Annotated in this window: 24 protein-coding genes and 1 riboswitch; of the genes, 14 read left to right on the forward strand and 10 right to left on the reverse strand. The window is 70.9% G+C overall.

All coding sequences use genetic code 11. The annotated features are described in order from the left end of the window. Positions 1–55 precede the first annotated feature (55 nt). Complete coding sequence (locus V1633_RS31675) at positions 56–1,174, reverse strand: glycerophosphodiester phosphodiesterase (protein ID WP_331217987.1); 1,119 nt, start codon at positions 1,172–1,174, stop codon at positions 56–58. Positions 1,175–2,056: 882 nt separating this feature from the next. Here V1633_RS31675 and V1633_RS31680 point away from each other — a divergent pair. Genes V1633_RS31680 through V1633_RS31690 form a run of 3 tightly spaced genes read left to right on the forward strand, consistent with a single transcriptional unit; the run spans position 2,057 to position 5,140 of the window. Further along, positions 2,057–3,244, forward strand: coding sequence for an extracellular solute-binding protein (locus V1633_RS31680; protein WP_331217988.1), 1,188 nt, complete (start codon positions 2,057–2,059; stop codon positions 3,242–3,244). Positions 3,245–3,251: 7 nt separating this feature from the next. Further along, positions 3,252–4,274 carry a carbohydrate ABC transporter permease gene (locus V1633_RS31685; protein WP_331217989.1) on the forward strand — a complete coding sequence of 341 codons (1,023 nt, stop codon included), beginning with the start codon at positions 3,252–3,254 and terminating at the stop codon, positions 4,272–4,274. Beyond that, the gene (locus tag V1633_RS31690) at positions 4,274–5,140 is read left to right on the forward strand and encodes a carbohydrate ABC transporter permease (RefSeq protein WP_331217990.1); all 867 of its coding nucleotides are present in this window, start codon (positions 4,274–4,276) and stop codon (positions 5,138–5,140) included. The genes V1633_RS31685 and V1633_RS31690 overlap by 1 nt, the downstream gene beginning before the upstream one ends. Before the next feature lie 65 nt (positions 5,141–5,205). On the opposite strand, the gene V1633_RS31695 is transcribed toward V1633_RS31690, so the two are convergent. Beyond that, positions 5,206–6,201 (reverse strand): ribonucleotide-diphosphate reductase subunit beta, encoded by a 996-nt coding sequence (locus V1633_RS31695; RefSeq protein ID WP_331217991.1) that lies wholly within the window; start codon positions 6,199–6,201, stop codon positions 5,206–5,208. Positions 6,202–6,251: 50 nt separating this feature from the next. Beyond that, positions 6,252–8,687, reverse strand: a complete 2,436-nt coding sequence (locus V1633_RS31700) for a ribonucleoside-diphosphate reductase subunit alpha (RefSeq protein WP_407952141.1) — start codon at positions 8,685–8,687, stop codon at positions 6,252–6,254. A gap of 143 nt (positions 8,688–8,830) precedes the next feature. Beyond that, positions 8,831–9,066: riboswitch (cobalamin riboswitch) on the reverse strand. Between the two features lie 267 nt (positions 9,067–9,333). Here V1633_RS31700 and V1633_RS31705 point away from each other — a divergent pair. After that, positions 9,334–10,116 (forward strand): SDR family oxidoreductase, encoded by a 783-nt coding sequence (locus V1633_RS31705; RefSeq protein ID WP_331217993.1) that lies wholly within the window; start codon positions 9,334–9,336, stop codon positions 10,114–10,116. 73 nt (positions 10,117–10,189) lie between these two features. Here the strand turns inward: V1633_RS31705 and V1633_RS31710 are convergent, their stop codons facing one another. The 3 genes from V1633_RS31710 to brig1 all read right to left on the reverse strand — a co-directional run bounded on the left by V1633_RS31710 (position 10,190) and on the right by brig1 (position 12,707). Then, entirely contained in the window at positions 10,190–11,122 is a 933-nt protein-coding gene (locus V1633_RS31710) for an HNH endonuclease (RefSeq protein WP_331217994.1), read from the reverse strand. Between the two features lie 148 nt (positions 11,123–11,270). Next, the gene (locus tag V1633_RS31715) at positions 11,271–11,510 is read right to left on the reverse strand and encodes a winged helix-turn-helix domain-containing protein (protein ID WP_331217995.1); all 240 of its coding nucleotides are present in this window, start codon (positions 11,508–11,510) and stop codon (positions 11,271–11,273) included. 339 nt (positions 11,511–11,849) lie between these two features. After that, positions 11,850–12,707, reverse strand: a complete 858-nt coding sequence (gene brig1 / locus V1633_RS31720) for an anti-phage DNA glycosylase Brig1 (protein WP_331217996.1) — start codon at positions 12,705–12,707, stop codon at positions 11,850–11,852. A gap of 71 nt (positions 12,708–12,778) precedes the next feature. On the opposite strand from brig1, the gene V1633_RS31725 reads away from it, so the two are divergent. Beyond that, a complete protein-coding gene (locus tag V1633_RS31725) occupies positions 12,779–13,306 on the forward strand; it encodes a hypothetical protein (protein ID WP_331217997.1) in 528 nt (175 codons plus the stop codon). On the opposite strand, the gene V1633_RS31730 is transcribed toward V1633_RS31725, so the two are convergent. Then, on the reverse strand, positions 13,253–13,729 hold the full coding sequence (locus tag V1633_RS31730; RefSeq protein ID WP_331217998.1) for a hypothetical protein: 477 nt from the start codon (positions 13,727–13,729) through the stop codon (positions 13,253–13,255). The two genes, V1633_RS31725 and V1633_RS31730, sit on opposite strands and share 54 nt — an antisense overlap. 387 nt (positions 13,730–14,116) lie before the next feature. Here V1633_RS31730 and V1633_RS31735 point away from each other — a divergent pair, with 387 nt between their 5' ends. Next, positions 14,117–15,448 carry a diaminopimelate decarboxylase family protein gene (locus V1633_RS31735; RefSeq protein ID WP_331217999.1) on the forward strand — a complete coding sequence of 444 codons (1,332 nt, stop codon included), beginning with the start codon at positions 14,117–14,119 and terminating at the stop codon, positions 15,446–15,448. Between the two features lie 141 nt (positions 15,449–15,589). On the opposite strand, the gene V1633_RS31740 is transcribed toward V1633_RS31735, so the two are convergent. Further along, positions 15,590–16,270, reverse strand: a complete 681-nt coding sequence (locus tag V1633_RS31740; protein ID WP_331218000.1) for a phosphatase PAP2 family protein — start codon at positions 16,268–16,270, stop codon at positions 15,590–15,592. Between the two features lie 199 nt (positions 16,271–16,469). On the opposite strand from V1633_RS31740, the gene V1633_RS31745 reads away from it, so the two are divergent. The 3 genes from V1633_RS31745 to V1633_RS31755 all read left to right on the forward strand — a co-directional run bounded on the left by V1633_RS31745 (position 16,470) and on the right by V1633_RS31755 (position 18,691). After that, complete coding sequence (locus V1633_RS31745) at positions 16,470–17,438, forward strand: GlxA family transcriptional regulator (RefSeq protein ID WP_331218001.1); 969 nt, start codon at positions 16,470–16,472, stop codon at positions 17,436–17,438. After that, the gene (locus V1633_RS31750) at positions 17,438–18,055 is read left to right on the forward strand and encodes a DJ-1/PfpI family protein (protein ID WP_331218002.1); all 618 of its coding nucleotides are present in this window, start codon (positions 17,438–17,440) and stop codon (positions 18,053–18,055) included. The genes V1633_RS31745 and V1633_RS31750 overlap by 1 nt, the downstream gene beginning before the upstream one ends. Positions 18,056–18,238: 183 nt before the next feature. Beyond that, positions 18,239–18,691 (forward strand): hypothetical protein, encoded by a 453-nt coding sequence (locus V1633_RS31755; RefSeq protein ID WP_331218003.1) that lies wholly within the window; start codon positions 18,239–18,241, stop codon positions 18,689–18,691. A 114-nt stretch (positions 18,692–18,805) separates the two neighbouring features. Here the strand turns inward: V1633_RS31755 and V1633_RS31760 are convergent, their stop codons facing one another. Further along, a complete protein-coding gene (locus tag V1633_RS31760; protein WP_331218004.1) occupies positions 18,806–21,661 on the reverse strand; it encodes an ATP-binding protein in 2,856 nt (951 codons plus the stop codon). Positions 21,662–21,774: 113 nt separating this feature from the next. On the opposite strand from V1633_RS31760, the gene V1633_RS31765 reads away from it, so the two are divergent. Next, the gene (locus V1633_RS31765; RefSeq protein ID WP_331218005.1) at positions 21,775–22,836 is read left to right on the forward strand and encodes a hypothetical protein; all 1,062 of its coding nucleotides are present in this window, start codon (positions 21,775–21,777) and stop codon (positions 22,834–22,836) included. Between the two features lie 86 nt (positions 22,837–22,922). Then, a complete protein-coding gene (locus tag V1633_RS31770) occupies positions 22,923–23,486 on the forward strand; it encodes a dihydrofolate reductase family protein (protein ID WP_331218006.1) in 564 nt (187 codons plus the stop codon). 63 nt (positions 23,487–23,549) lie between these two features. Here the strand turns inward: V1633_RS31770 and V1633_RS31775 are convergent, their stop codons facing one another. Further along, positions 23,550–24,275 carry a restriction endonuclease gene (locus V1633_RS31775; RefSeq protein WP_331218007.1) on the reverse strand — a complete coding sequence of 242 codons (726 nt, stop codon included), beginning with the start codon at positions 24,273–24,275 and terminating at the stop codon, positions 23,550–23,552. A 111-nt stretch (positions 24,276–24,386) separates the two neighbouring features. On the opposite strand from V1633_RS31775, the gene V1633_RS31780 reads away from it, so the two are divergent. The 3 genes from V1633_RS31780 to V1633_RS31790 all read left to right on the forward strand — a co-directional run bounded on the left by V1633_RS31780 (position 24,387) and on the right by V1633_RS31790 (position 26,752). Beyond that, on the forward strand, positions 24,387–24,980 hold the full coding sequence (locus V1633_RS31780) for a histidine phosphatase family protein (protein WP_331218008.1): 594 nt from the start codon (positions 24,387–24,389) through the stop codon (positions 24,978–24,980). 50 nt (positions 24,981–25,030) lie between these two features. Continuing rightward, positions 25,031–25,513: an NUDIX hydrolase gene (locus V1633_RS31785; RefSeq protein WP_331218009.1), complete on the forward strand. Its 483-nt coding sequence runs from the start codon at positions 25,031–25,033 to the stop codon at positions 25,511–25,513. 132 nt (positions 25,514–25,645) lie between these two features. Then, on the forward strand, positions 25,646–26,752 hold the full coding sequence (locus V1633_RS31790; protein WP_331218010.1) for an ADP-ribosylglycohydrolase family protein: 1,107 nt from the start codon (positions 25,646–25,648) through the stop codon (positions 26,750–26,752). The last annotated feature ends 60 nt before the right edge of the window (positions 26,753–26,812 follow it).

Genomic DNA, 26,812 nt, shown 5'->3' on the forward strand with positions numbered 1-26,812 from the left:
GGCATCCACTCCAGCGATGCCCGGCCGGCGGGTCCGACCCTGCGCGCGGCTCGGGTCAGCGCAGACCGGCCCGGGCCGCCACGGCGGTGTCCGGGTGGTCGCTGAAGACCCCGTCCAGACCGAGGCCGTAGAAGAGTTCGTACTCCGCGATGATGTCGCCCCGGGCGTTCGGGTCGGCGCCGATCCGGAAGTCCACCGGCAGGAACTGGTTCTCCGCCCGGAAGGTCCAGGCGTGCACGACCAGGCCCGCCCGGTGGGCGTCCCGGACCACGTTGGTCGGCGCGAGCAGCCTGCCGGTGGCGTCCCGGGGCACGAGCAGGTTCTTGTTCGCGCCGATCCCGTCCGCGTAGCTGGCGATCCAGCGCAGGTTCTCCGGCGTGACCAGGTCGGCGTAGGTGCGCGGATCGCCGGCCACGGTGAAGTCGTACGGCCGGCCGCTGGCGTCCAGCAGCTGGACCAGCCGCACATCGGTCATCCGGGCCAGCCGGCGCAGGTTCGCCGTCTCGAAGGACTGGATGACCACCCCGTCCTTCTTGCCGGTCAGCCCGTTCTGCTTCAGCACCCGGACCAGCGGCTCCTCCAGCGGCAGCCCGATCGACCGGAAGTAGCTCGGGTGCTTGGTCTCCGGGTAGATCCCGATGGTCCGCCCCAACCGCCGGCTCTCGCTGCGGGCCAGGTCGATGACCTCCTGCAGGGTCGGGATCGGCAGGGTGCCGTCGAACGCGGTGTTGGTCACCCGGACCTGGGGCAGCCGCTCCTTGGCCCGCAGCGTCCGCAGTTCCGCCAGGGTGAAGTCCTCGGTGAACCAGCCGGTCACCGCCACCCCGTCGACATTCTTGGTGGTCCGCCGGTCGGCGAACTCCGGACGGCCGGCGACGTCCGTCGTACCGGAGATCTCGTTCTCGTGCCGGGCCACCAGTACCCCGTCCCGGGTCGGGACCAGATCCGGCTCGATGAAGTCGGCACCCATCCGGATCGCCAGCCGGTAGGCCTCCAGGGTGTGCTCCGGCCGGTAGCCGCTGGCGCCGCGGTGCGCGATCACCAGCGGCCGGTCACCGGCCACCGGGCGGCTCCGCTCGGTGTCGTCCCGGGCCTCGGCCTGACTGACCGGTACGGCCACAGCCGCGGCCAGCAGCACACCGGCCAGACCGAGAGCGGGCAGGATACGGGGCACGATCGCCTCCTGACGTGGGGGTGGTGCAGGTCTCTGATCGACCTGGAATCCAACCCGGCACAGGCGACCGGCAGTCGGGCGGCGGCTGTCCGTACGGTGAATCTCCGGCGTCCCGACATCGGGCGCGACGGTGCGCCTCTCCGGACCGTACGACACCCACGGACGCACCCTACCGGCCACCGTACGGCCCGGGCGTCACCTCCACCGCCCGCGCCACACGCCCTCGCCCATCGATGGGGCGAAGGCGTGCCAGCCCTCCGCGCGGTCGGGCGGATCCCCGCGCGGCGTTCGATCGGTCCGCCCGATGAACAGTTTCCGGAACTCCTCCGATACAAGACGCGACGGGCTCGGCAGGGGCACCCGAGTACAGCGGTCATCCGTCCGATTCTCGGACGATCCGAAGCCAAACGTGTCCCAGGCGCCGCTGTATCGATTCGTAGTCGTGATCAGCTCGGCAGAGGACGCCGGCACCAGGCATTCCGCATCGCGCTGGCGGTGCCACCGCCGACCTCTCCACCCCCTGGAAGTTTCCGAAACGTGTCTTGAATTTTTCGGTTCCCTCTGCGAGTCTTTGCCCGTCGATAGACAGATGATGTGACGTCCGGCGGGCGCGAAGACGACTGCGAGTGGCTGCGAGCCCCTCCGCCGGACGGCGCCTGTCGACGGGGGGACGGCGGCCCTCGCGTCCACCCTGGACAGCTGGGACCGACGTCTCCGTTCGCCCAGAAGGCTCAGCTGGGCACATTCGGCAGAGAGGACAGGTTGATGAGGGCAGGAAAGCTACTGACTCTGTCGGTAGTCCTGGCGACGGGCGTCCTGGGAACGGCCGCCTGTGGTTCCGGGGATTCGGAAGGTGACGGCAGCAGCGGCGGCAAGGTCACGATGAGTTTCTGGCACAACGCCTCGACAGGTCCGGGCAAGGCGTTCTGGGAGAAGACCGTCGCCGACTTCCAGGCTGCCAACCCGAACGTGACGATCGAGATCCAGTCGATCCAGAACGAGGACCTGGACGGCAAGCTGCAGACCGCGCTGAACTCCGGGGACGCCCCTGACGTGTTCCTGCAGCGCGGCGGCGGCAAGATGGCCGCGATGGTCAAGGCCGGCCAGCTGATGGACATCACCGGCGGGATCACCGACGCGACCAAGAAGGTGGTCTCGGAGGGGTCGTTCAAGGCGCAGACGATCGACGGCAAGGTCTACGCGATGCCCGTGGCGGTCCTGCCCGGCGGCTTCTTCTACAGCAAGGACCTGTTCGCCAAGGCCGGCATCACCCAGACGCCGACCACGCTCGCCGAGCTCCAGACCGCCGTCGACAAGCTGAAGGCCTCGGGCACCCAGCCGATCGCCATCGGCGCCAAGGACGCCTGGCCGGCCGCCTTCTACTACTACTTCTTCGCGCTGCGTGAGTGCAGCACGGCCACGCTCACCGAGACGGCCAAGTCCATGAACTTCGACGATCCCTGCTGGTTGAAGGCCGGGCAGGACGTCCAGCAGTTCGCCGCGACGCAGCCGTTCAACAACGGCTTCCTGACGACCTCGGCCCAGCAGGGCGCGAACAGCTCGGCCGGTCTGCTCGCCAACCACAAGGCGGCGATGGAACTCATGGGCGCGTGGAACCCGGGTGTCATCGGCTCGTTGACGCCGGACCAGAAGCCGCTGCCCGACCTGGACTGGTTCCCGTTCCCCAGCATCGAGGGCGGCGCGGGTGAACCCGGCGCGATCCTCGGCGGCGTCGACGGTTACTCCTGCTCCAAGCAGGCGCCCAAGGCGGAATGCACCGCCTTCCTGAACTACATGCTGCAGACGCCGGTGCAGGAGGCCTACTACAAGGCCTTCCAGGCGCCGCCGGTGAACAGCGAGGCGCAGGGCGCGGTGACCGAGACGCATCTGAAGTCGGTGCTCGCGGCCTACAACAAGGCTCCGTACGTCTCGCAGTGGCTCGACACGGTCTACGGGCAGAACGTCGGCAACGCCCTCAACACCGCCGTGGTGAACCTGCTGGCCGGTAAGGGCACCCCCGAGGACATCGTCAGTGCGGTCAAGACCGCCGCCCAGCGGTCGGTGAGATAACCACCTCATGTTCGACACAGACCGCGAGAGCGTGCAGCTCGCGCAGGACCGGTCGGCGGAGATGACGACGGTCGGGGGTGGCACGCCTGTCGTGCCGCCCCCGACCCGGCGCCGTCGCCGCAAGGGCATCGGATGGCCCGCCCGGCTGGAAATCGCGCTGATGACGGGCCCGACACTGCTCGTCTTCCTGTCCTTCGTCATCCTTCCCGTCGCCATGGCCGCCTACTACGGCTTCTTCAGCTGGCAGGGGTACGGCCCACCCACCGAGTTCGTCGGCCTGCGCAACTACGTGCTGATCTTCCAGGACGGCACGTTCATCGACGCCCTGCAGCACAACGCGGCGATCGTCGTGCTGTCGCTGGTGCTGCAGGGGCCGGCCGCCCTCCTGCTCGCGCTGTTGCTGAACCGGAAGATGCGGGGCCAGACCCTCATCCGGGTCCTCGTCTTCGTCCCGTACGTGATCTCCGAGGTGGTCGTCGGCACCGGCTGGAGCCTGCTGCTCCAGGGCAACGGCGCCGTCAACGCCCTGCTCGAGGATCTGGGGATGGGTTGGCTGCGCAGCGACTGGCTATCCGACCCGGACCGGGCCATCTGGACGCTGATGGGCATCCTCACCTGGAAGTACATCGGCTTCGCCGTGATCCTCTTCCTCGCCGGCCTGCAGGGCATCCCGGAGGAGCTGACCGAGGCCGCGGCGATCGACGGGGCGTCCTACTGGCAGATCCAGCGCCGGATCACCCTGCCGCTGCTCGGGCCGACGATCCGGATCTGGGCCTTCCTGTCGATGATCGGCGCCCTGCAGTTGTTCGACCTCGTCTACATCATCTGGGGCCAGTACATCGCCTCGACGGCGGGTACGTCGACGATGGCCACGTACATGGTGGCCAACGGCCGGATGGCCGGCGAGTACGGGTACGGCAACGCGGTGGCCGTGGTGCTGTTCGCCGTCTCGCTCGTCGTGGCGTTGGTCTACCAGCGGTTCGTCCTGCGCCGTGACACCGAGGGCGCGATCACCGGAGGGAGGAACTGATGGCCGCGACCGCCGTAGCCGCGCGCGGGCCGATCCGGGCGCCTCGGAAGACGGGCTGGGGCGACCCGGCCGTGTATCTCGTCGCGGTGCTGTTGATCGGGGCGATGCTGGCCCCGGTCGTCTACATCATCCTCGGCGGCTTCCGGACGAACTCGCAGATCACCAACGACCCGGCGGGCTGGCCGAGTCCGTGGCAGACCGGCAACTACCTCGACGTGCTGACCGGTGAGGTGTTCTGGCGTCAGGTGCTCAACTCCACCATCGTCGCCCTGGTCACCACCGCGGGTGTGGTCACGCTCGGGCTCATGACGAGCTACATCCTCGCCCGTTACCGGTTCCGGGGCCGGGGGGCGATGTACTCGCTCTTCGCCGCCGGTCTGATGTTCCCGCTCACCGTGGCGATCACCCCGCTCTACATCCTGGTCAGGACGCTCGGGCTGATGAACACGCTGCCCGGGGTGATCCTGCCGCAGATCGGGTTCGCCATCCCGATGACGATCATCATCCTGGTGCCGTTCGTCCGGGCCATCCCGGACGAGATCCAGGAGGCGGCGTCAATCGACGGTTGCGGCCGGCTCGGCTTCTTCTGGCGGATGGTGCTGCCGCTGTCCCTGCCGGGGGTGGTCACCGTGGCCATCCTGACCTTCATCAACAGTTGGAACGGCTACCTGTTGCCGCTGTTCATCCTCAACCGGGAGGAGACCTTCACGCTGCCCCTCGGCGTACAGGCCTTCGCCTCGCAGTACTCGGTCGACACGGCCAAGGTGCTGGCGTTCACCTCCCTGTCGATGCTCCCGGCGCTGCTGTTCTTCAGCCTTTTCCAGCGTCGGATCGTCGGCGGGCTGACCGGCGCCGTGAAGGGCTGAGCCTGGCCCAGGGCGAACCGCACGGCGGGCGACCGGTACCGGTCGCCCGCCGTGCGGCATCCGGGTCAGAAGTCGTCGTCGAACCGGACGGTGCCGGTCACCCCGACCTGGTACGCCGAGACCCGCCGCTCGAAGAAGTTCGACAGCTCCTGGACGTCCTGCAGCTCCATGAAGGCGAACGGGTTGCCCGACCCGTAGAGCGGCGCGATGTCCAACTGCGCCAGCCGGCGGTCCGCGACGTGCTGCAGGTACTCCCGCATGTCCGGCAGGGAGAGCCCGGGCACCCCCTGGCCGAGCAGGTCCTCGGCGAACTGCACCTCGCACTCGACCGCCTCGGCGAGCATCTCCCGGACCTGCTGTTCCATTTCGGCGTCGAAGAGCTCCGGCTCCTCCCGGCGGACCGTGTCGACCACGTCGAAGGCGAACGCCATGTGCATCGACTCGTCGCGGAACACCCAGTTCGTGCCGGAGGCGAGCCCGTGCAGCAGGCCACGGGAACGCAGGAAGTAGACGTACGCGAAGGCGCCGTAGAAGAACAGACCCTCGATGCAGGCCGCGAAACAGATCAGGTTGAGCAGGAACGCCCGGCGGTCCTCCCGGCTCGCCAGCTTGCGCAGTTCGAAGACCGAGTCGATCCAGCGGAAGCAGAACTCCGCCTTGCGACGGATCGACGGGATGTTGTCGATCGCCGAGAACGCCGCGTACCGCTCCGTCTCGTCCGGCACGTACGTGTCGAGCAGGTTGAGGTAGAACTGGACGTGCACCGCCTCCTCGAAGAGCTGGCGGGACAGGTAGAGCCGCCCCTCCGGCGAGTTGACGTGCTGGTAGAGGTTGAGCACCAGGTTGTTCGCCACGATCGTGTCGCCGGTGGCGAAGAACGCGACCAGCCGGCTGACCAGGTGCCGTTCGGCCGGGGTGAGCCGCTCCAGGTCGGCGAGGTCGCTGTGCAGGTCGACCTCCTCGACGGTCCAGGTGTTCTTGATCGCGTCGCGGTACCGGTCGAAGAAGTGCGGATAGCGCATCGGGCGCAGGGTCAGGTCCAGACCCGGGTCGAGCAGCATGGTTCAGGTCTCGCTTTCGGTGGTGGTCGGGTGAGGCGGCGGTCGCCGGGTCACTGGCAGGCTTCGCAGGCCTCGGGGTTCTCCAGCGAACAGGCCAGCGCCGCGTCGACGGCGTCGTCCGCGCCCGCGACAGGCAGGGTGACCAGCGGTCCCCGGACGGCGCCGGCCCGGACCGGTGACACGGTCGCCTGCTGGATCCGGGTCGCCGGCCGGGACCGCAGGTAGTACGTGGTCTTCAGGCCGGACTTCCAGGCGTACAGGTACATCGAGCTGAGCCGGCCGATCTCCGGGGACGCCATGAACAGGTTCAGCGACTGCGACTGGTCCACGTACGGGGCCCGGGCCGCCGCGAGGTCGATCAGCGACCGCTGCGGCAGCTCCCAGGCGGTCCGGTACAGCTCCCGCAGCTCGGCCGGGAGCGCCTCGATGCCCTGCACCGAGCCGTCCGCGCGCTTGATCGCGGTCCGGATCTCCTCGGTCCACAGCCCCTGGGCCTTCAGTTCCCGGACCAGCGCCGTGTTGATCTGCAGGAACTCCCCGCTGAGGGTCTCCCGCTTGAACAGGTTGGAGACCTGCGGCTCGATGCACTCGTAGCAGCCGGCGATCGAGGCGATGGTCGCGGTCGGGGCGATCGCCACCAGCAGCGAGTTACGCAGCCCGTGCGCGGCGATCCGGTCCCGCAGCGCCGCCCACCGCTCGGTCTGGACGCCGGTCACCCCCCACAGGTCGGGCTGGAGCTGCCCGGCCGCGACCCGGGTCTCGGCGTACGCCGGGTGCGCGCCGAACTCCTCGGCGAGCCCGGCCGAGGTCTCCAGCGCGGTCAGGTAGACCTCCTCGGCGACCCGGGTCGACAACTCCTTCGCCTCCGCCGAGTCGAACGGCATCCGCAGCGCGAAGAAGACGTCCTGCAGGCCCATCATGCCGAGCCCGACCGGACGCCAGCGCGGGTTGCTCGCCGCCGCCTGCGGGCTCGGGTAGTAGTTGATGTCGATGACCCGGTCCAGGAAGGTCACCGCGGTCCGGACGGTGTCCCGCAGTCGGGCCCAGTCGATCCCGTCGCCACCGTCCGCGGCGCCGGCGAGGTGCGCGGCCAGGTTGATCGAGCCGAGGTTGCACACGGCGGTCTCGGTGTCGTTGGAGACCTCGATGATCTCGGTACAGAGGTTCGACAGGTGCACGACGTTGCCCGGTTGCGCGGTCTGGTTGCAGAGCCGGTTCGAGGTGTCCTTGAAGGTCATCCAGCCGTTGCCGGTCTGGGCCAGGGTCCGCATCATCCGGCCGTACAGTTCCCGGGCCGGGACCTGGCGGACGTACCGGCCCTGTTCCTCGGCCGCCCGGTACGCCGCGTCGAACTCCTCGCCCCACAGGTCGGGCAGCTCCGGCACCTCGTCCGGGTCGAAGAGCGACCACACCGCGTCGGCCTCGACCCGGCGCATGAACTCGTCCGGGATCCAGTTGGCCAGGTTGAGGTTGTGGGTACGCCGGGCGTCCTCGCCGGTGTTGTCCCGCAACTGGAGGAAGTCCTCGATGTCCGGGTGCCACGGCTCCAGGTAGACGCAGGCCGCACCCTTGCGTCGACCGCCCTGGTTGACCGCCGCCACCGACGCGTCGAGGGTACGCAGGAACGGCACGATCCCGTTGGACTGGCCGTTGGTGCCCCGGATCAGCGCGCCCCGGGACCGGACCCGGGACCAGGCGATGCCGATCCCGCCGGCGAACTTCGACAGGTGTGCGACCTGGGCGTACCGGTCGTAAATCGAGCCGAGTTCGTCGCGCGGCGAGTCGACCAGGTAGCAGGAGGACATCTGGGTGTGCCGGGTGCCGGAGTTGAACAGCGTCGGCGAGCTGGGCAGGTACGCCAGCGACGACATCAGCCGGTAGAAGGAGATCGCCTCGCCGGGCGTACGGGACAGGCCGCAGGCGACCCGCAGCAGCCAGTACTGCGGGGTCTCCACCACGAGCCGGCTGGTCGGGTGACGCAGCAGGTAGCGGTCGTAGACCGTACGGAGTCCGAAGTACTCGAACCGCCGGTCGGCGTCCGGGTCGACGGCGTCGTCGAGCTTCCGGGCGTTGATCCGGACGAACTCGGCGGTCTCGTCACCGACCAGCCCGTGCTCGTGACCGAGCCGGATCGCCTGGCTGAACGAGGCGATGCCCTGTCCCCGGACCTCCTTGTCGATGTAGCCGGCCAGTAGTCGCGCCGCGAGCCGGGAGTACTGCGGCTCCTCGCCGATCATCTCGGCGGCGGTCTGGATGGAGAGCCGGTCCAGCTCGGCGGTGGTCGCCCCGTCGTACAGGCCGCTGATGGTCCGGGTCGCCACCCGCAGCGGGTCGACGTCGGTCAGCTCGTCCGCCCAACGTTCCACCGCCCGGACGATCTTGTTGACGTCCACCGGTTCGGTGTCGCCGTTGCGCTTGCGAACCCGCATCTGCGGGCGCCGGGAGGCGGGTACCTCGCTGTCTCCCGCTTCCGGGCCGGTCGGCAGGACCTCGGTGAGCGTCACAATTCTCTCCTCGCGCGTCGCCTTCAGGTGGTCCGGCGGGCACGCGGGGACGCCGACGGGTACGCGCGAACACGTACGTCGGTGGCGTCGGCCGTCCCGCGCGGCCTCGGACCGCCGCGTACGGACAGGTACGCGGCGCGCTGGCAGGTCTTCGGACTCGTGGGCCGGCACGGGAGGTCCCGTGTTCACCTACTGGCCGTCGCTTCCCAGGCGCATCCGGCGACTACCGGATGCCGACCCAGTGCGTGGTGACGGCGGTCGTTCCCACTCACCGCTGCGGGGCAGTCCCGGATTCACACCGGGTTCCCTCTTGCCTCGGCCGCCGTGGAGCGGCGACCGAACCAGCTGCGTGAGACACCATATATAGGGCCGCCCCAAAAGTCACACCCAAGATGTCGTGTCGGCGTGTCGTCGTGATCACCAGATCGGAGGGTGTCGAGGCCGGGGGTGCGGCGGCCCGCCTCGAACACGACGGCGGCGACGACGCGTCACACCACCGCGCGACACACCGTCCATCCGACATGGAGACGATCACGACCCCGACGGGTGGATCGGCGGAACCGCCACGCCGACGGGCTGGACGGGCCACCCTCGACTGGGCACCACGGACCACGGGTGGGAGGAAACGATGACGATCCTGGTGACCGGGGCGACCGGGCGGCTCGGCCAGGTACTCACGCCGGAGCTGGTCCGGGCCGGACGGCCGACCCGGGCGATGAGCCGTACCCCGAAGGGCGGCGACGATGTGGTCGAGCGGGTCCGGGCCGACCTGGCCACCGGCGAGGGCCTGGCCGCCGCGCTGGCGGACGTCGACACCGTGCTCCACCTCGCCTCGGCACCGTACCAGCGCGGTTACACCCGTCACGTCGACGTCGACGGCACCCGCCGGCTGGTCGACGCCGCCGGCACCGCCGGGGTACGCCATCTGGTGTACGTCTCGATCGTCGGCATCGACCGGGTGCCGTTCTCGTACTACCGGGTCAAACTCGACGCCGAGGCGATCGTGGCGGACGGGCCGGTGCCGTGGACCATCCTGCGGGTCACCCAGTTCCACGACCTGCTCGACGAGGCGCTCACCAGACTCGCCCGGTTCCCGGTGCTGCCGGTCGACCCGAAAATCGTCGGGCAACCGGTCGACGTCCACGACGTCGCGGCCCACCTGGTACGCCGGATCTCCGCACCGGCCGGCCGGACCATCGAGGAGTACGGCGGCCCGGAGGTGCTGAGCCTCGCGGACGGCGCCCGAGCCTGGCTGACCGCCCGGGGTCTCCGACGACCGCTGCTCCGACTGCCCGTGCCGGGCCGACTCGGTCGGGCGTTCCGCTCCGGTGCGCTGACCACCGACACCGGAGAACGGGGCCGCATCACCTGGCCCGACTACCTCGCTGGCCGACGCACCGAACCGGGGTGACCCGCTGAACCGGGATGACGCGGGGGCGGTGATTTCAGTCTGGCCCTGGCCGCCTTCGCCGGGCGGATCCGGGTCACGCGGCTTTGAACACCGTGTCGGCGTGCCATTCCAGGAACTCGCGGCTCGGTCGATCAGTCCGTCGCTCCGGGAGAGCGATCTCGCTTCCCGCCTTGGCGTAGAACTGGTCGCCGTTGCCGAACTCACTGCGGAGTCGAGGGCTGACCAGCAGGCGGTGTTTCGGGTCGACACTCAGGTAGCCCTGGTCGAACATGATGTGCACATCCGACCGGAGCAGCAGACCATTGTCGAGGCGGTGCTCACCGCCCTTGCTGAGTGGCCGGATGTGGGCCGCCTGCAACACGGGCCGGACCCGGTTGCCGGTGATGGCACAGCGGCGCTCGTACGCCCCCAGCACCACCGCCTTGAACGACTGCTGACCGAGCCGCTGGGGCGCGAGGCGGGGGTCGCCGTACACCGGGCCGGGTCGATGCCAGGGCTCGGCCATGTCGATCTCGACCGGCCTGTCGACGAGCCGCTCGACGAGCAGGTGGAAGTAGTCGACTGCGGGATGCACAGCCAGGTCGTAGCTCTTGCCCTGCACGATGTTGGGGGCGAAGTCCGGTGGCGGGCCGGCCAGCGCGTCGGCCGGGAAGAACCGGGTGTCGCGGACGAAGACGCAACCGATGACCGGGTCCTCGTCCAAGGTGATTGGCGCCCTGCGGTACCGCCCGACACTCCGGCGCATCTCGTCAAGACTCGCCACGCCGTTCGCCTCGCCGAACAACTGCCACGCCTCGGAAATCGGCAACTGGGCGAACCCGCTGAAGAAGCCGCCGCCGACCACCTGGTTGTGTGGGTAGTGCGTCTTGAAGAAGAACGGCTCCCCCGGGGTCAGGACCCGGAACGTTCCGCCCGACGGTCGCCAGAAGTTGACCTCGTTCAGGACAGGCCGCGCGGCGAGGAAGCGGTACCAGTCGGGGTCGGTCACCCCTACGAACGCCTTCACGTCGAGCAGTGTGCACACCTGTCGATCAACTCGACACCGTCCGAACGGGCACTTGCCAGGCAGACCGGGCCGCGTGTCCGGTCGAACAAACAGGACGCTCCTGCCCCGACTCCGTACGACCAGGCATCCGTGGCGATGCTGACCGTACTCAGGGCTCCCGCATCCACAGGCGGGGATCATTCACGAAGATGCCCTTGCCCTGGTGACGCCAGATCACCCGGAGCGCCTCCAGCCGGACGTAGACCTGCTTCACCGTGGACGGACTCACGTTGTACTTCGCAGCGAGCTGGGTGATCGAGGGCAACTTCTCCCCCGGCTTGAGCTTCCCAGCTCGGACGTCGGCAACGATCTCGTCGGCGATGCGGATGTAGTCAGGCGTGATCGGCATGGCTCTCCCTGCGTGGCACGCCAATTTGATCACGGAAAGCCATACTCCGACAACTCATCGTTTGACTCAGATGACTGGGACAGCTAAGTTGCTGGAAGACCTTTCTCCCTTGCGTGGCAACAAGGAAGAGAAGGCTGGTCGGGGCGGGTGCACACGTCCCGATCTTTCCTGGGCTGCCCTGCTGTCGTACCGCCGAACAGGGCTGCGGTGGCAGGTGCCGGGCGGGCCTGCCACGGCCGGCGGTGCGACCCGGAGCAGCGGTCCCGGGGCAACACCGGCCGCTGGTAGCCGGCGAGGCGACCGCGCCCCGGCGACCTGGTGCTGGTGGACGGCAACGCCTCAGGTCGACAGCCCGTCGGTCGCGTCGCTCTCCGGCTCAGGTCCGTTGACGGACGACTCCGGGTCCGGCGCGACGACCTCGGTCGGCGCCCCTCCGGTGAGCGCGCTGCGCAGGAGTACGGTTTCCTTCGCGCTCGGCGGGCCGGCACTGCCGCTGTGCCACTCCACGACCAGGGACTGTCCAGACGGCAGCCGATAGACCCGCACCGCCCGACTCCGCACCTTCGAGCCGTATTTCGACCCGCCCGCGCCCAACTCCGCCTCCAACGGCAGGTCAAGTGCCTGGGCAAGGTCGTGCCACGGCTTGCCGAACGCGAAGACCTGCTCCACCGGCAGTTCGGCGATCGGCTGCCAGACGTACTTTTCGATCGCCTCTCGGGGTGGCCGCAGCGGCGCGGTGAGCGAGGTGGAGTGCCACGGGTAGCACTCGAAGATCAGCAGGTCAGGCTCGGCAGCCTTTGGGTCGCCGAGCCAGTTCCGGGTGAAGCGCAACCGTGCCCGGTAGTACCGGTTGGGCCCCATCGTCGCCGTCCAGGGGTCCCGGTTGTACGGGAAAGTGGCTGCCCACTCGCGGTACGAGCCGTACCGGCGGATCTCCGCCGCGAAGAGACCGTCGCGCGCCTGGAACTTCCGCTGGAAGCGACCCGGATTCAAACCGAGCACCACCATCCGGGGCTTCCCGAGCAGGTCGCCGTGGTACGGCTCGGCCAGACCGTCCCGGGTGACCGCGCCCGCGCCGGCCCCGGCGTACGAGTCGAACCAATCCGCCAACGGTTCCGGCAACGGGTCCTCGCCGTCGAGCCACGTCGTCGTGTGGGCGTCCCAGAAGGCCGCGATGCTGACCCGTGCGGATGTCATCCCGGCAAGTTAGCGAGAAACGGTGGACCGGCCCAGACTGCGTTCAGCCACGCCGAAGGAGACGAACGTAGATGAGCACCGAGTTGGTGGAACTGGCCGCACTGCTGCGGCAGCGCGACGAGGTGGACGCGAAGATCGCCGCAATGACCGGCCGCTCGGCCCGGCAGGGTGACGTCGGCGAGTTCATCGCGGCGCGGATCTTCGACATCAAACTGGCCGGCACGGCCATCCAGGCCGGCCACGACGGGACGTTCCGGTCCGGACCGCTGGCGGGCCGGACCGTCAACGTCAAGACGTACGGCAATCTCCACGACGGCCTCGACATCAGCCCGCACGACTGCGACCTCTACCTGGTGCTCGCCGGGCCACCACGGCCGCCCGGCGCGGTCCGCCACCACAGGTGGCGCATCTCCGCCGTGTACCTCCTCGACCGCCAGCGCCTCCTGGAAACCCTGGCCGGCAGAGGGGTCACGGTCGGCACCGCGACAAGCCTCCGGCGAGCCGACATCAACGCCGCCCAAATCTACCCGGAGGCCGACGTACGGTCAGCGCTGCGGCTGACCCCGGAGCAGATCTTCCTGCTGCGCCTCTTCGGTTAGGCCGCCGCGCCGCGGTGCGCGTTGACGACCGGGACGTCGGGCGGTTGAGCGGGCGGCAATCCAGGCCCGGATTCGGCGGTAGGCGATCCCGAGCGCCGTGGCGACAACGACGGCCAGCCCGTACCACCAGAGGTCGCCTTCCCGGGTGGTCAGCTCGCCGTACCGGTTGGCGAGGAACCCGGTGAAGACCAGCACCGACAGCCCGCCGACCCAGGACACGGCCCACAGGTCCGCGACCCGGGCCGCGAACACGCCGGCCGCCACGGCCATCACCACCAGTCGTGGCGCCAGGTCCCGGGGCGGGAACAGGGCCGCCGCCACGCACGCGGCCAGCACGACAAGCACGGAGCCGACCGCAACGCTGATCCCGGTCGGCGTACGCCACGCCCGGTCGGACTCCGGACCGGAGTCGGAACTGGTCATCTTCCTCACCTCGCTCGGACGGCCGACAACGCCGGTCGGCGCCGGCCGGCTCACGGGCAGGGCGGTCCACTGGTCCGCCGCGCCGCCTCGGACCAGGTCAACGCGGGATCGGGCGGCCGCCAACCGACCTTGACGCGTTGCCTACGCGAAGCACCCGTTTCCGCACGTCGCGACGACACCCCCGCCCCGACTCCCCGGCCGTGTCGGCGGCACGAGAAGCGGGCGACTGCGGTAGCGCCGGCGTGGGGGAAAGCGGCCGGACGTATCTGCGGCGTGCGGAAGCGGGCGGCCGCCGTATCGGCGGCGTCAAGGCCCCTGGCGGACCGGCCACCGTCGGGGCGACCGTCGTCGGGTGAGAACATCCGTCCGTCCTGCTGGAGGCGTCCGATGACCCTGGCGGAGATCCTTCCCTCCCTGCGCACCTCGCTGCGGGCACCACTCGAGGAGGTCTGGCCGGCAACCGCGTCCTGGGGCGCGCACGGCGACCTGTTCGTCGGTGGCGTCGGGCTGGCCGAGGTGGCGGCCCGGTACGGCACGCCGACGTACCTGCTCGACGAGACCGACGTACGGACGCACTGCCGTGACTACCTGGCCGCGTTCGGCCGCGACAACGTTGCGTACACCGCGAAGGCCCTGCTCACCCGGGGTCTCGCCCGCTGGGTGGCCGAGGAGGGGCTGCGCCTCTACGTCGGCTCGGCCGGGGAACTGCGGGTGGCGCTGGCGGCCGGTTTTCCCGCCGACCGGATCGTGCTGTATGGCAGCGCCAAGACCCCTGAGGACCTGACGGCAGCGTACGCGGCCGGGGTCGGCGCCATCGTCGTCGAGTCGATCGGTGAGATCACCCGACTGGCCGCGACCGCCCCGCCCGGCCAACGGGTGCTGCTGCGGGTGATCGGTGCGACGGATCCGGCCGACGGCGTCGACCGCCGCTTCGGGTTACGGATCGCCTCCGGGGACGCGGCGGCGGCGGTGGCCCGGATCGTCGCCCAGCCCCGGCTGAATCTGGTCGGGCTGGACTGCTCGGTCGGCCACCAGGTCAGCCGGTTCAACCGGTACGAACACGAACTGCACGTGGTGCTGGACTTCCTGGCCGCGATGCGGGCCCGGCACGGTGTCTCGACGACCGAGATGAACCTCGGCGGCGGACACGCCGTCGCCTACTCGGGCGGCGATCCCAGTCTGGCCCTGGCCGCGTTCGCCGGACGGATCCGGGGCGTGCTGCGCCTGGTCGCGGAACGCCACGACCTGCCGGTGCCCCGGCTGACCGTCTCGCCCGGCCGGGCGATCGTGTCACGGGCCGGGGTCACCCTCTACCACGTCGTGTCGGTGACCCGTGACCAGGAGGGACGCGGCCTCGTCGCGGTCGACGGCGGGATGACCGACTGCCCGTCCGGCGCGCTCTGCGGGGCCCGGCACAGCGCGGTGCTCGTCGGCCGTCCGACCTCCGCCCCGTCGGTGCCGACCTGCGTGGTCGGGCGGCACAACGACGTCGACGACGTGGTCGTACCGACCCTGGCGTTGCCGTCCGACATCCGACCCGGCGACCTGCTCGCGGTGGCCGGCACCGGTGCCTACCACCACAGCCGGGCGTCCAACTACCACCTGGTCAGCCGTCCGCCGCTGCTGGCCGTCCGGGACGGCCGGGTCAACACCCTGGTACGCCGGGAGTCCCCGGAGGACCTGCTCCGGCGTGACGTGGACGAGCCCGGCCAGAGCTGACCCGACGGTGGCGAGCGCCAGCACGCCCGGCCGTCACCTCCCACCGGGCGGAAGGTTCAGCCGGGCTCCGACCCGGCGCGCGGATAACCGTCGGCCGGCCACGGCCCGGACCTCCCCCGGCGGCCGCGAACCTCGACGAGCTCAGCTGTCACCTTGACCGGCGGCAGCCGGGACCGCCGGTGGGCGCCGGGCCGGCCAGAGTCGGAGCACGGTGGCGAGCAGCAGCCCGACGCCGGCGGTCGCGGTGACGGCGGCCACCACGTCGATGAGGTAGTGCTCGCCCAGCAGCACCCGGCTGGCCGACACCAGCAGGACCGCACCGACCCCGATCGTCAGCACCGGTCGACGCCACCGCGTACTTAGCGGCCAGGCGAGCAGCACGGCGGTGAGCGCGGCGGCGGTCACCACGACGGCGTGTCCGCTCGGATACGTCCAGTCGGCTGCCGCCACCGGCGGGCCGGGTCGTTGGAAGACGACCTGCAGCAGCAGGGTGGTCGCCGAACCGGCCAGCAGCACAAGGTGCCGGGCGATCGACCCGACCGCCCGCCGCCGCTCCCGCCAGAGCAGCCGACCGGTGACGACCAGCAGCAGAGCCAGCGCCGCCAGGGTGCCCGCGCCGCTGATCGCGGTGGCCACCGCCGCCGTGGCCGCACCCGGCCCGGCGTACAGGTGGTGTAGCAGCCAGGCGTCCAGCGGTGGGACGTCGTCGCCGAGCAGTACGCCGACCAGCGACACCGTGGCCAGGGCGGCGGCCCCGGTCAGGAGCGCGGCACGGCGGTCGACCGGCGGACCGGCCGGAACGGGGTCAGGATTGATCGACATACCGACAGTCTGGGAGAGCGGCCGGCCGCCCGACCTCCGTCGTCGCCCTGAGATCTCCCGGATACCCCGCCCGCACGGGCGACGTACCGCCGGGACGGAGTCCTCGCCGGCCCTCCGCCGCCGCCCGGGGCCGCCGATGGCGGAAATCGTCAAAGTACTGTCGTTGTCGCCACCTCGATTCCGGGGAAACGATGGGGACATGACCAGCCGCCGGATCGTCTTCGTGATCTTCCCCGGGTTCCAGATCCTCGACCTGACCGGCCCGCACGAGGTCTTCGCGCAGGCTGACCGAATGGCGTCCGGCTACCGGCTGGAGATCGTCGCGTCAACCGGGGATCCGGTCCGGTCCAGTGGCGGTCTGACGATCACCCCGACCAGCGGGATCGACACGGACGACGGTGGTCCGATCGACACCCTGGTCACGGTCGGCGGCCCGGGGCGGACGCAGGCGTGCGCCGACCGTCGGCTGATCGACTGGCTGGGCGCGGCCGCCGCCCGGTCCCGCCGGACCGCCGCCGTCTGCAGCGGTGCGTTCCTGCTGGCCGAGGCGGGGCTGCTCGACGGCCGGCGCGCGGTCACCCACTGGGCGAGCTGCGCGGAACTCGCCGAACGGTATCCGGCGGTCACCGTCGAGTCCGACCCGATCTTCGTCAGTGACGGTGCGGTCTGGACCTCGGCCGGCGTCACCGCCGGCATCGACCTGGCGCTCGCCCTGGTGGAGGCGGACCGGGGCGCCGAGACGTCCCGGACCATCGCCCGGCGACTCGTCATGTTCGTGCAACGCCCCGGCGGGCAGGCCCAGTTCAGCACCCAGCTCGCCGCGCAACGTCCGACCCGTACCGTGCTCCGCGACGTGCAGACCTGGATCGCCGAACACCTCGCCGAGGATCTCAGCGTGCCGGTGCTCGCCGCCCGGGCCGGCATCAGCGAGCGGCACTTCACCCGGGTCTTCGCCGCGCAGACCGGCCAGACCCCCGCCGCGTACGTCGAGGCCGCCCGCGTCGAGGCCGCCCGACGACTGCTGGAGAGCACCGACGGCACCGGCGAGACGATCGCCCGCCGCTGCGGCTTCGGCACCGTCGAGACGATGCACCGCTGCTTCAAACGGACCGTCGGGGTCACGCCCGGCCGCTACCGGCAACACTTCGCCGACCGAGGAGAACTCTGATGCGCATCGTCATTCCGCTGTTCGAGCGGTTCACTGCCCTGGACGCGGTCGGCCCGTACGACGTACTCACGCACCTGCCCGGGGCCGAGGTGGTGCTCGCGGCCGCCGAGGCGGGGCCGGTCCGGGACGGCGCCGGCCGGCTCGCACTCACCGCCGACGCGGCGCTGGCCGACATCACCGCGTGTGACGTGCTGGTGGTGCCCGGCGGGCCCGGTGCCCGCGACTACCCGGCCGACGGGCCGCTGCTGGACTGGCTCCGCAGGACGCACGAGGGCACCCGCTGGACCACCTCGGTCTGTACCGGTTCGCTGCTGCTCGGCGCCGCCGGGCTGCTGACCGGACGCACCGCCACCACCCACTGGGCCCGGACCGGACAACTCGCGACATACGGCGCGACCTACACCCCGGAGCGGGTGGTCGTGGACGGCAAACTGATCACCGCGGCCGGTGTCTCCGCCGGCCTCGACATGGCACTCACCCTGGTCGCGCTACTCGCCGACCAGCTCACCGCCGAGGCCATCCAGCTCCTGATCGAGTACGACCCGCAACCGCCCTTCGACGCCGGCTCCCTGGCGAAGGCGTCCCCGGCGGCCCGGGAGCGACTCAGGACTCTCTAGCCGCCGCGCGACGCCCCGGTCCGCCAACCGAGGCGGGCGACGGCGGGGATACGGATGCCGGGCACGAGGGTTTCGGTCGACCGGCAGAGCCGTGGTCGGTGAAACCCTACTGAAAGGGAGATGACAACACGTCTCGATACCGTCGCGTTGACATCGGAATCCGAGCAGCTGCGGAGGTAGGCAATGAGACGTGGACGCACGATCGTCGGAACAGTCGGCGTCGCGGTGGGCATGCTGCTTTGTGCCCTGGCCGGCGCCCCGGCACAGGCGGCCCCGGCGCCCCCGGTGGCGGACTCGACCGTCATGGCCGCGTCGCCGGGTATCTCACCGGCCGCCGAGCGGGTCACGCACGTCGGCCGGTACGACTTCGCGGACTACCCCTGTCCGCTCGGTCGGGCCTGCCTGGCCGTCTGGGACGACACGGTCGGTCAGTGGAAGGTCTTCCACCTGTACCGGTGCGGCGCGTACACGTTGTCGAACTGGTACGACCTGGGGGCGATGAAGAACAACCAGACCGGCAGCGCCGCGGTGCGGACCTACGGGTCCGGCGGTGGCCCGATCAGGACGTACCCGCCGAACGGCAACACCATCTACGAGGTCGACTGGTATCCGGTGTGGACGGTCAGGCCCTGCTGATCCCGGCCGGCGTCGGCGGTGGCGTCGGTCGCCCTGCTCGTCGTGGCCGACCGACGCCTCCGACCGGCGACCGACCCTCTGCGGGCCGGCCGGCCGTACGGTGCCCCGCCGGAGTCACCCCGATGTGCGGATGTTGTCGAGTTCGGTCCGCCCCTCGGCGGCACGATCGGGCAGCAGCAGCAGGGTGACGGCACGCTCCAGCCGGGCCCCGATGCGTTCCCAGCCCCGTACGGCGGTCATCAGCGAGTCCCGGTCGTCGTACAGCCGGCCCCGGGTACGGGCCAGGCAGGCGGCGGCCCACTCGTTCTCCGTACCGGCCTCGTCGGCTCGGTTCAGCAGGTCGGCGGCGTCCGGCAGTTCGGCGAGCACCGCGAGTTCGGCGGCGGCGGCTCGGGCGTAGGTCTCGTGCCGGCCTGCGGTGACATCGGCGAAGGCACGGGCGACGAGCGCGGCCGCCTCGGCGGTCCGACCGGTGTGCACCGCGACGCGGGCGTCGACGAAGGCGGCGAAGGAGGCGTTGTTGCGCAGCAGTGCTGGATTGCTCACACCGGTGGCCTGGACGGCCCGGTCCCGCCAGCGACGGTGGGCGTCCAGGTCACCGCGTAGTCCGTGGGCGAGGGCAACGGCGGAGACCGCCGGCGACATCCATGCCGCTGTCGGGCAGCCGGCGGCCTGCCAGCCCTCCCACATGACCGCCGCGTGGTCGACAGCCTCGTCCAGCCGACCGAGCATGACCAGGGTGGGGACGAGTTTGCTGGTGGCCCGGTAGGGGTGGGCGCCGAGCACCTCGTCGTTGAGGATCATCTCGGCGGTGGTCAGTGCGGCGGGAAGGTCCCCGGCGGAGAACGCGGCGTGCCAGGCGACGTGGAAGATGTCGAGGATCTCGGCGGCGTAGCCGGGCCGGTGCCGAGGCATCAGGGCCAGCAGGTCGAGCCGTTGGCGGGCGATGTGGTGGGCCTGGCGCAGCCGCCCGTGCGCGGCCGCCGAACTTCCGGTCAGGTCGAGTCCACCGCTGATCAGTACCGGGTCACCGGTGAGCTGTGCGAGCCGCGCCGCGTGTTCGGCCAGTGAAGGTTCGGGATCGGCCGGACCATGGCCCGCGCTCCAGGCCCGGGCGGCGGCGAGGTGGGCGGCGACCAGGGGATCCGCGCTGTCGCCACTGGCCGTGGCCTCGTCCAGCAGCTGGCGTACCCGGTCGGCCGGCACCTGGTGGGTGAAGCCGGACGGGAACCGGGTGGCCGTGACCACGGCGCGGGCGAGGGCGATCGTCCGAACGCGACCGTCGTCGGCCCGCCGCGCGCCTTCGGCGGCTTGCAGGAGCAGGTCGAAGGCTTCGCTGGCATGCCCGATCGCGTAGACCGCGTCGGAGGCGGTGAGCAGCTCGGCCGCCGCGCTGGCCGGGTCGGGTGCGTGGGTCGCGGCGTCCCTGAAGTGCGTGATGGACTCCCGCAGGAACCGACGGGCGTAGCTGAGCTGCCCGAGCGATCGGGCCAGTTGGTACGCCACCGCCCCGGGGCCGGGCGGCGCGGCGGCCAGCGCCGCCCGGAGGTCGTCGGCGACGGCGTCGAACCGGTCGCTCCACGGGTCGTCGGCGTGACCGATCCGGTCGGCGAGCGCGCTGGCGGTCTGGGCTGCCCACCGCAGGTGGCGGTGGCGTAGGTCGGCCTGTTCGCCGCTCGCGGCCAGCTTCGCGGCGGCGTAGGCGCGGATCGTCTCCAGCATCCGCCACCGGCTGGTGGCCCCCGGGTGGTGGACGACGAGACTGCGGTCAGCCAGCCGGCCCAGCAGGTCGGCGACCGGCCCGGCCGCGTCCCCGATCGACGGCGCGGTGCCGTCCACGGTCGGCGACCCGGTGTCATCGACGGCCAGCGGCCCGGTGCCGTCGGCCGATCCCGGTTCGGCGAACGCGGCGCCGTCGCCATCGGACCGCTCGCCGGCCACGGCCACGGCGACGGCGGCGGTCAGGTCGAACCGCCCGCTGAACACCGACAGCTGCCGGAACAGGGCCTGCTCGGCCGGGTCCAGGAGGCGGTGGCTCCAGTCCAGCACCGCCCGCAGCGAGTGGTGCCGGTGGTCGTAGCCACGGCCGCCGTCGAGTACGCGCAGACCGCTGCCGAGGGCGGCGCGGAGAGTGTCGAGGCCCAGGGACGCGGTACGCGCGGCGGCCAGCTCGATCGCCAGCGGGATACCGTCGAGTCGGGCGCAGATGTCAGCGACGACGGCAGGTTCGGCGGCGAGTCCCGGCGCCACCGCGAGTGCCCGGTCGTGGAAGAGCCGCTCGGCGTCGGAGGCGAGCGGTAACGGACCGATCGCCACGGTCCGCTCACCGGGCAGGCCGAGCCGTTGCCGACTGGTGGCGAGCACGGTTGTCGCGGGGCACGCGGCCAGCACCCGGTCGACGAAGTGCGCCACCGGGTCGATCAGATGCTCGCAGTTGTCCAGGACGAGCAACGCCCGCTGGGGTCCGAGGTGCTCGACGATGGTGTCGATGAGCGGCTGCTGGGGCCCTTCGCGTACCGCCAGCCGGGTGGCCACGGCCTGGGCGACGAAGCCCGGCTGGACGGCCACCAGGTCGACGAAGCCGCCGCGTCCGGAGTAGTGGGCGGCGGTGACCTCGACCGCCAGCCGGGTCTTGCCCACGCCGCCGGGGCCGACCAGCGTCACCAGGCGGGCGGTGTGCAGCGCGGCGAGGATGGCGTCCCGTTCGTGGGCCCGCCCGATGAAGCTGGTCCGTGGCGCGGGTAGCCCGGGCAGGGCCGCTGGCGGCCGACTCTGCCGCGCGGCGATGCGGGCCAGCGCCAACCGGTCGGTGACCGCGAACTTCCGCAGCAGCGAGGAGACGTGACTCTCCACGGTACGTACCGAGATGAAGAACCTCTCCGCGATCTCCGCGTTGGTCAGCCGTTCGCCCAGCGCGGCCAGCACGTCCGCCTCCCGCCTGGACACCGCCGGCATGTCGTCGCCTGCCACCCGGACATCCTCGCCGAACGGAATCCGTACGAGAAATCCGTGTACACCACGGATGTCTGGCGGCGGACCCGCCCGCATGATGGTCCGCGTACGGATCGGGCGGGAGGTACGACATGCGCGGCGGAGTGCTCAACGAGGCATACACGAGGCTGCACCGGTACGGGCCGGAGTGGAGCGAGGACCAGTTGACCAACCACGGCCCGATGGCGGTGGAGGTCCTGGTCCGGCGTGGATACGCGGCGCGGGTGGACCGTTGGGTGGACGGCTACCTGCGTCGGCTCGACGACCTGCCCGGCACGGTCACCCGGATCGACGACCGCGACTGGGCGCAGGCGCTCGGCGACGGTCGTCGGGTCGGCGACTGGACCGGCTACTTCACCGAACAGCTCCGACAGGCGCCCTGGCGGGACGTGCTGGCCACCTGGTGGCCGCGCCTGTTGCCGGGCATCCTGGCCGGTACCACGCACGGTGTGATCCGGGTGGGACACGCGGTACGCGCGCTGCTCGCCGGCGCGGACGGTCCGGAGACGCTGGGTGAGCTCGCCCACGGACTCGCCTTCTGGGCCGCCCGCTACCAGGGGCTGCCGTTGACCGTCCGTCCTGCCGGAAGCCTCGACGCGGACGCGGCACTCGACGCCTTGCCCCGGCTCCCGATGCAGCGTGGCCGGGTCGCCGAGCGGCTCGGGCGACTCGCGGCACTACCGGGGTGGCCGGAGACGGTCGCGGGATTACGGCCGGCCGCGGACCCCGAGCAGGCCCGTACGCGACTGACCGAGTTGGTCACCGCCGCCACCGTCCGCTACCTGACCCTCGGCCATGCCAGCCCTGTCCTGCTGGTGCACACCGCGACCGCACCGAACGCGGTGCTGCACACGCTGCCGGCGCTGCCGACCGAGTTGTGGGCACCCAGTCTGAGCACGGTGTGGGCCACCACCGCCGCGATCGTCGCCGGCTACGCGCCACCTCCCGGCCGGCCAGCGCCCCGGGGCCCGGCTGTCCCGGACGGGCCGGACGCGGCCGCCGAGGTGGTCGACCACGCGGTCCGGCACGGTGACGAGCACGTCATCAAGTTCACCGACACCGCCGCCGAGGTCTACACCCGCACCGGCGACCGGGACGCGCTGGCCGCCGCGATGCACATCACCACCCTGATCGAGCCGGCCGTGCCGCTCTGACCGATCCTGTCGAAAGGCGTCCGGCACCGACCGCCGGCGGAACCACCAGAATCCGACATCGTTTGTACTCTCAGGAGGCACACTTCATGCGCACATTCAAACTCCAGGTCCAGACCACCGTCGACGGCTACATGGCCGGCCCGAACGGCGAGATGGACTGGATGCGGTTCCCGTGGACCGACGACGTCAGTTCCTACATCGCGGCCCTCACCGAACCGGTCGACTGCATCGTCCTGGGGCGCAAGCTCGCCGAGGGATTCATCCCGGCCTGGGCCGCCGGCCCGCCCGGCGAACCCCAGGAGGCCATCGACTTCATGAACAACACCCGCAAGGTCGTGATCTCGAACGGTCTCACCGAGTCGCCGTGGGAGAACGCGGAGGTCGCCGGCGGCGATCTGACCGAGATCGTGACGAAGCTCAAGGCCGAGCCGGGCGGGGACATCATCACGTACGGAGGCGGCACGCTCGTGTCGAGTCTGATCGCCAACGGTCTGCTCGACGAACTCCACCTGTTCGTCAACCCGACCGCGATCGGGACCGGCATGCCGGTGTTCGGCAACTCCGGTGACTACCAGCGGCTCGACCTCGTCAAGGCGCAGCCGTTCGAGTGCGGCGTCCTCGCCCTGCACTACGTCCCGAAGCGGTCCTGACCCGGGTCCGCCGGGCGCGACGCCGGGTCGGTCGACCGATCCGGCGTCGCGACCGGGACCTGCTCAGCCTCGCCGCAACGAGGCGGGCGGGATCCCGGTGTACGCCCAGTGCGCCAGGGCCGTCCGGTCGAGCAGGACGATGTCGAGTTCCCGGGCCAGCCGGAGTCCGTCGCCCGCGGTGAAGGAACCGTTCGTCACGATCGCGCAGATGTCACCCCGGTGGATGCTGCGACAGGTGCCGGCGAACCGCTGGATCGCGGCGCTGCCCACCCGGTTCGTCGGGCCGTGCCGCTTGCACTGCACCACGATCCGCCGATCGTCGGGCGTGGTCGCGACGATGTCCGCGCCTCGGTCGCCGGCTCTGCCGCAGACCGTCACCCCGGAGAATCCGGAGCGGGTCAGCAGTGCGGCCACCCACTGCTCGAACTGCGGACCGGTCATCGTGTCGGTGACCTCGATGTGCAGCGCCCGGGCGTTCTCCGCCGCGTTCCGGCGGTCACGGGCCCGCAGGACCAGGGTCAGCACGGCCCCGCCGACGGCCAGCAGCCCCACCACGATCACGACCGACCAGATCGGGTGCCGCCGGACGAACTCGGTGACCTGCCAGAGTGCCACCAGGAGGGCCAGTCCGCCGGCGAGCCACCAACCGGACCGGTCGGGGGTGGCCCGGGCCGCCGGGCGACGTCGGGCGTTCGTCCGCCGAGGACGGGCCCCAGCGGGCCGTCGGGTGCGGTAGTGGCCCCTGACCCGGGTGCCGTCCCGTCGTCGGTACGAACTCACTCGAGGCATCGAGACTCCTGTAGTGAGGGGATGCCTCAGTGTGACACTCGCGTACGACAATCCCGCCGCCAGCGAGGATGGCAAGATCAATAGGTGCTGGGTGAGGCGCGAGGAGGCAGTGTGGCGAACCGGTTCCTGCATCTGGTCCGGCACGGCGAGGCGACCGCCGACGGCACCCTCACCGAGCGGGGCGAGCGGCAGGCCAGGTTGACGGGTCGCCGACTGGCCGACCTGCCGATCGCCGCGATCCACCACAGCCCGCTCCCCCGCGCGGTCCGAACCACCCAGCTGATCAGCGACAACCTGCCCGGCGTACCCGTACAGGTATCGGAACTGGTGGACGACCACATTCCGCCGGTGCCCGACCCGCAGGCGCTTCCCGAGGTCTACGCCCGGTTCCTCCACGGCGTGACCGCCGACGAGTACTCGGCCGGAGCCCGACTGGCCGACGCGGCGATCGAGCGGTATGCGGTACCGGCCGAGGTCGACACCCATGAACTGGTCGTCACCCACAACTTCCAGATCGGCTGGTTCGTCCGACACGCCCTCGGCGCCCCCGGCTGGCGCTGGCTCGGCCTCAACCAGGGCAACTGCGCCCTGACCACGATCCTCTACCGTGCCGACCGACCACCGGCGCTGGTGATCTTCAACGACATGGCGCACCTGCCACCCGAGCTACGGTGGACCGGTTTTCCGGCGGAGCAGCACATCTGAGGGCGACCGAGGCCCCGGCCGACCGGACGGGCACTTGTCATACTGCCCAAATGATCGCCCCGGTTCTGCAGACCGCCGTGTACGTCCTCTCCCCCGACCGGACGCAGGTGCTGCTGATACATCGGAACAAGCGACCACAGGACGTCCACCACGGCAAGTACCTCAGCCTCGGTGGCCACGTGGAGCCCGGCGAGGACGTACTCACCGGTGCCCGGCGCGAGGTGTACGAGGAATCCGGGCTGGTCACGACCGATCTGGCGTTACGCGGCACGATGCTCTGGACCGGCTTCGGACCTCGACGGCTCGACCTGCTGTGTTTCGTCTTCCGCGCGGACAACTTCGTCGGTACGCCGCTCAGCGACAACGACGAGGGCACGGTCGAGTGGGTACCGATCGACGAGATGGCCAGCCGACCGATGTGGGACAGCGACAACCTCTGGCTGCCGATGGTCTTCGACGCCGACCCGCGACCGTTCCACGGCGTCATGCCGTACGACGGCGACCGGATGCTCGACTGGTCCTACCAGCGCTGACGCCCGGCCGACCACCTGACCGGAACGTGCCGCGCGGACCGGGTCGGTACGCCGGCGGCGCGCCGGGCGGCCGACATCCACCGGGAGACGAGGGGCAGCGTACGCTCCGTACCCGTTCCTATGCTCCGGGGCATGGATCTGAAGAAGCGGACAACCCTGCTGTCGAAGACCCGGGGCTGTGTGCTCGGCCTCGTCCTCGGTGACGCACTGGGCGGGACCGGCGGGGGCGTCCCGATCAGTGGCGCGGTGCCGGCGACCAGCGCCGGTCAACTCGTCTGTTTCACCGTCGAGGGTCTGATCCGGTTCAGTGTCCGGGGCAGCCATCGGGGAATCTCCGGACTGCCGGGCGTCGTCTGGCACACGTACCACCGCTGGGGTGCGCTGCAGGGCGTCAAGGACATCAAGCGGTGGCGGGATCGGGAGTGGCCGGACGGGTGGCTGGCGGACCTCTCCATTCTCGGCCACGGACGGGGCACCGCACCCGCCATCGCCGCCGCCCTCCAGGGCGGGGAGATGGGCACCGTCAAGAAGCCGGTCGGCACCAGCACCGACGCGTACGGGCTCATCCTCGGCCTGCCGGTCGGGGTGATGTGCCTGCGCGAACCCGCCTGGCGCGGCGAGTTCGCCGCCGACGTCGCAGCGCTCACCCACGGACCGGAGGTCATCGAGGCGGCCCGCCTCGCCGCCACCATCGTCTTCCAGCTCACCGTGGAACCGGAGCAGACGCGGGACCCGGCCGAGAGCCCACGACCGGCGCGGAGACCGGAGTCGCCGGTGGACATCCCGGCAGCGGTACGCGCGGCCTTGGAAGCCTGTGCGGAGCAGGCCGACAGCGCGGCCGGTCAGGCCCTGGAGCAGGCGTTGAGCGCTGCCGCGTCCCGGCCGGCCGACCCCGCCGAACTGGCCCGGCTCGTACCCGACGACCGGGCGGTCTCCGCACTGGCCGGCGGTGTCTACGTCGCCAGCTCGCTGCGGGATCCGCACGGGATCTTCGACGCGCTGCTGCTCGCCGCCTCGGTCGGGCAGGGCGGGCACGCGGCCCGGGTCGCCGGCGCGCTCCTCGGTACGGCGTTCGGCGCCGACCTGCTGCCGGCCAACCGGATCGCCCGGCTGGAGCTGGCCTGGGTGGCCGACACCCTGGCCCGGGACCTGCTCACCGAGCGACTCGAGTCCCCGTCCGGTGACGAGTACGACGACGGACCCGATCCGCACTGGTACCGGCGCTACCCGGGGTGGTGAGGCGACCGACCGGGCGGTGAACAGGATCGTCCACCGCCCGGACCCGGGTCGGAAGGTGCG

The sequence above is a fragment of the Plantactinospora sonchi genome, assembly GCF_036422035.1.
GTDB classification, from domain to species: domain Bacteria; phylum Actinomycetota; class Actinomycetes; order Mycobacteriales; family Micromonosporaceae; genus Plantactinospora; species Plantactinospora sonchi.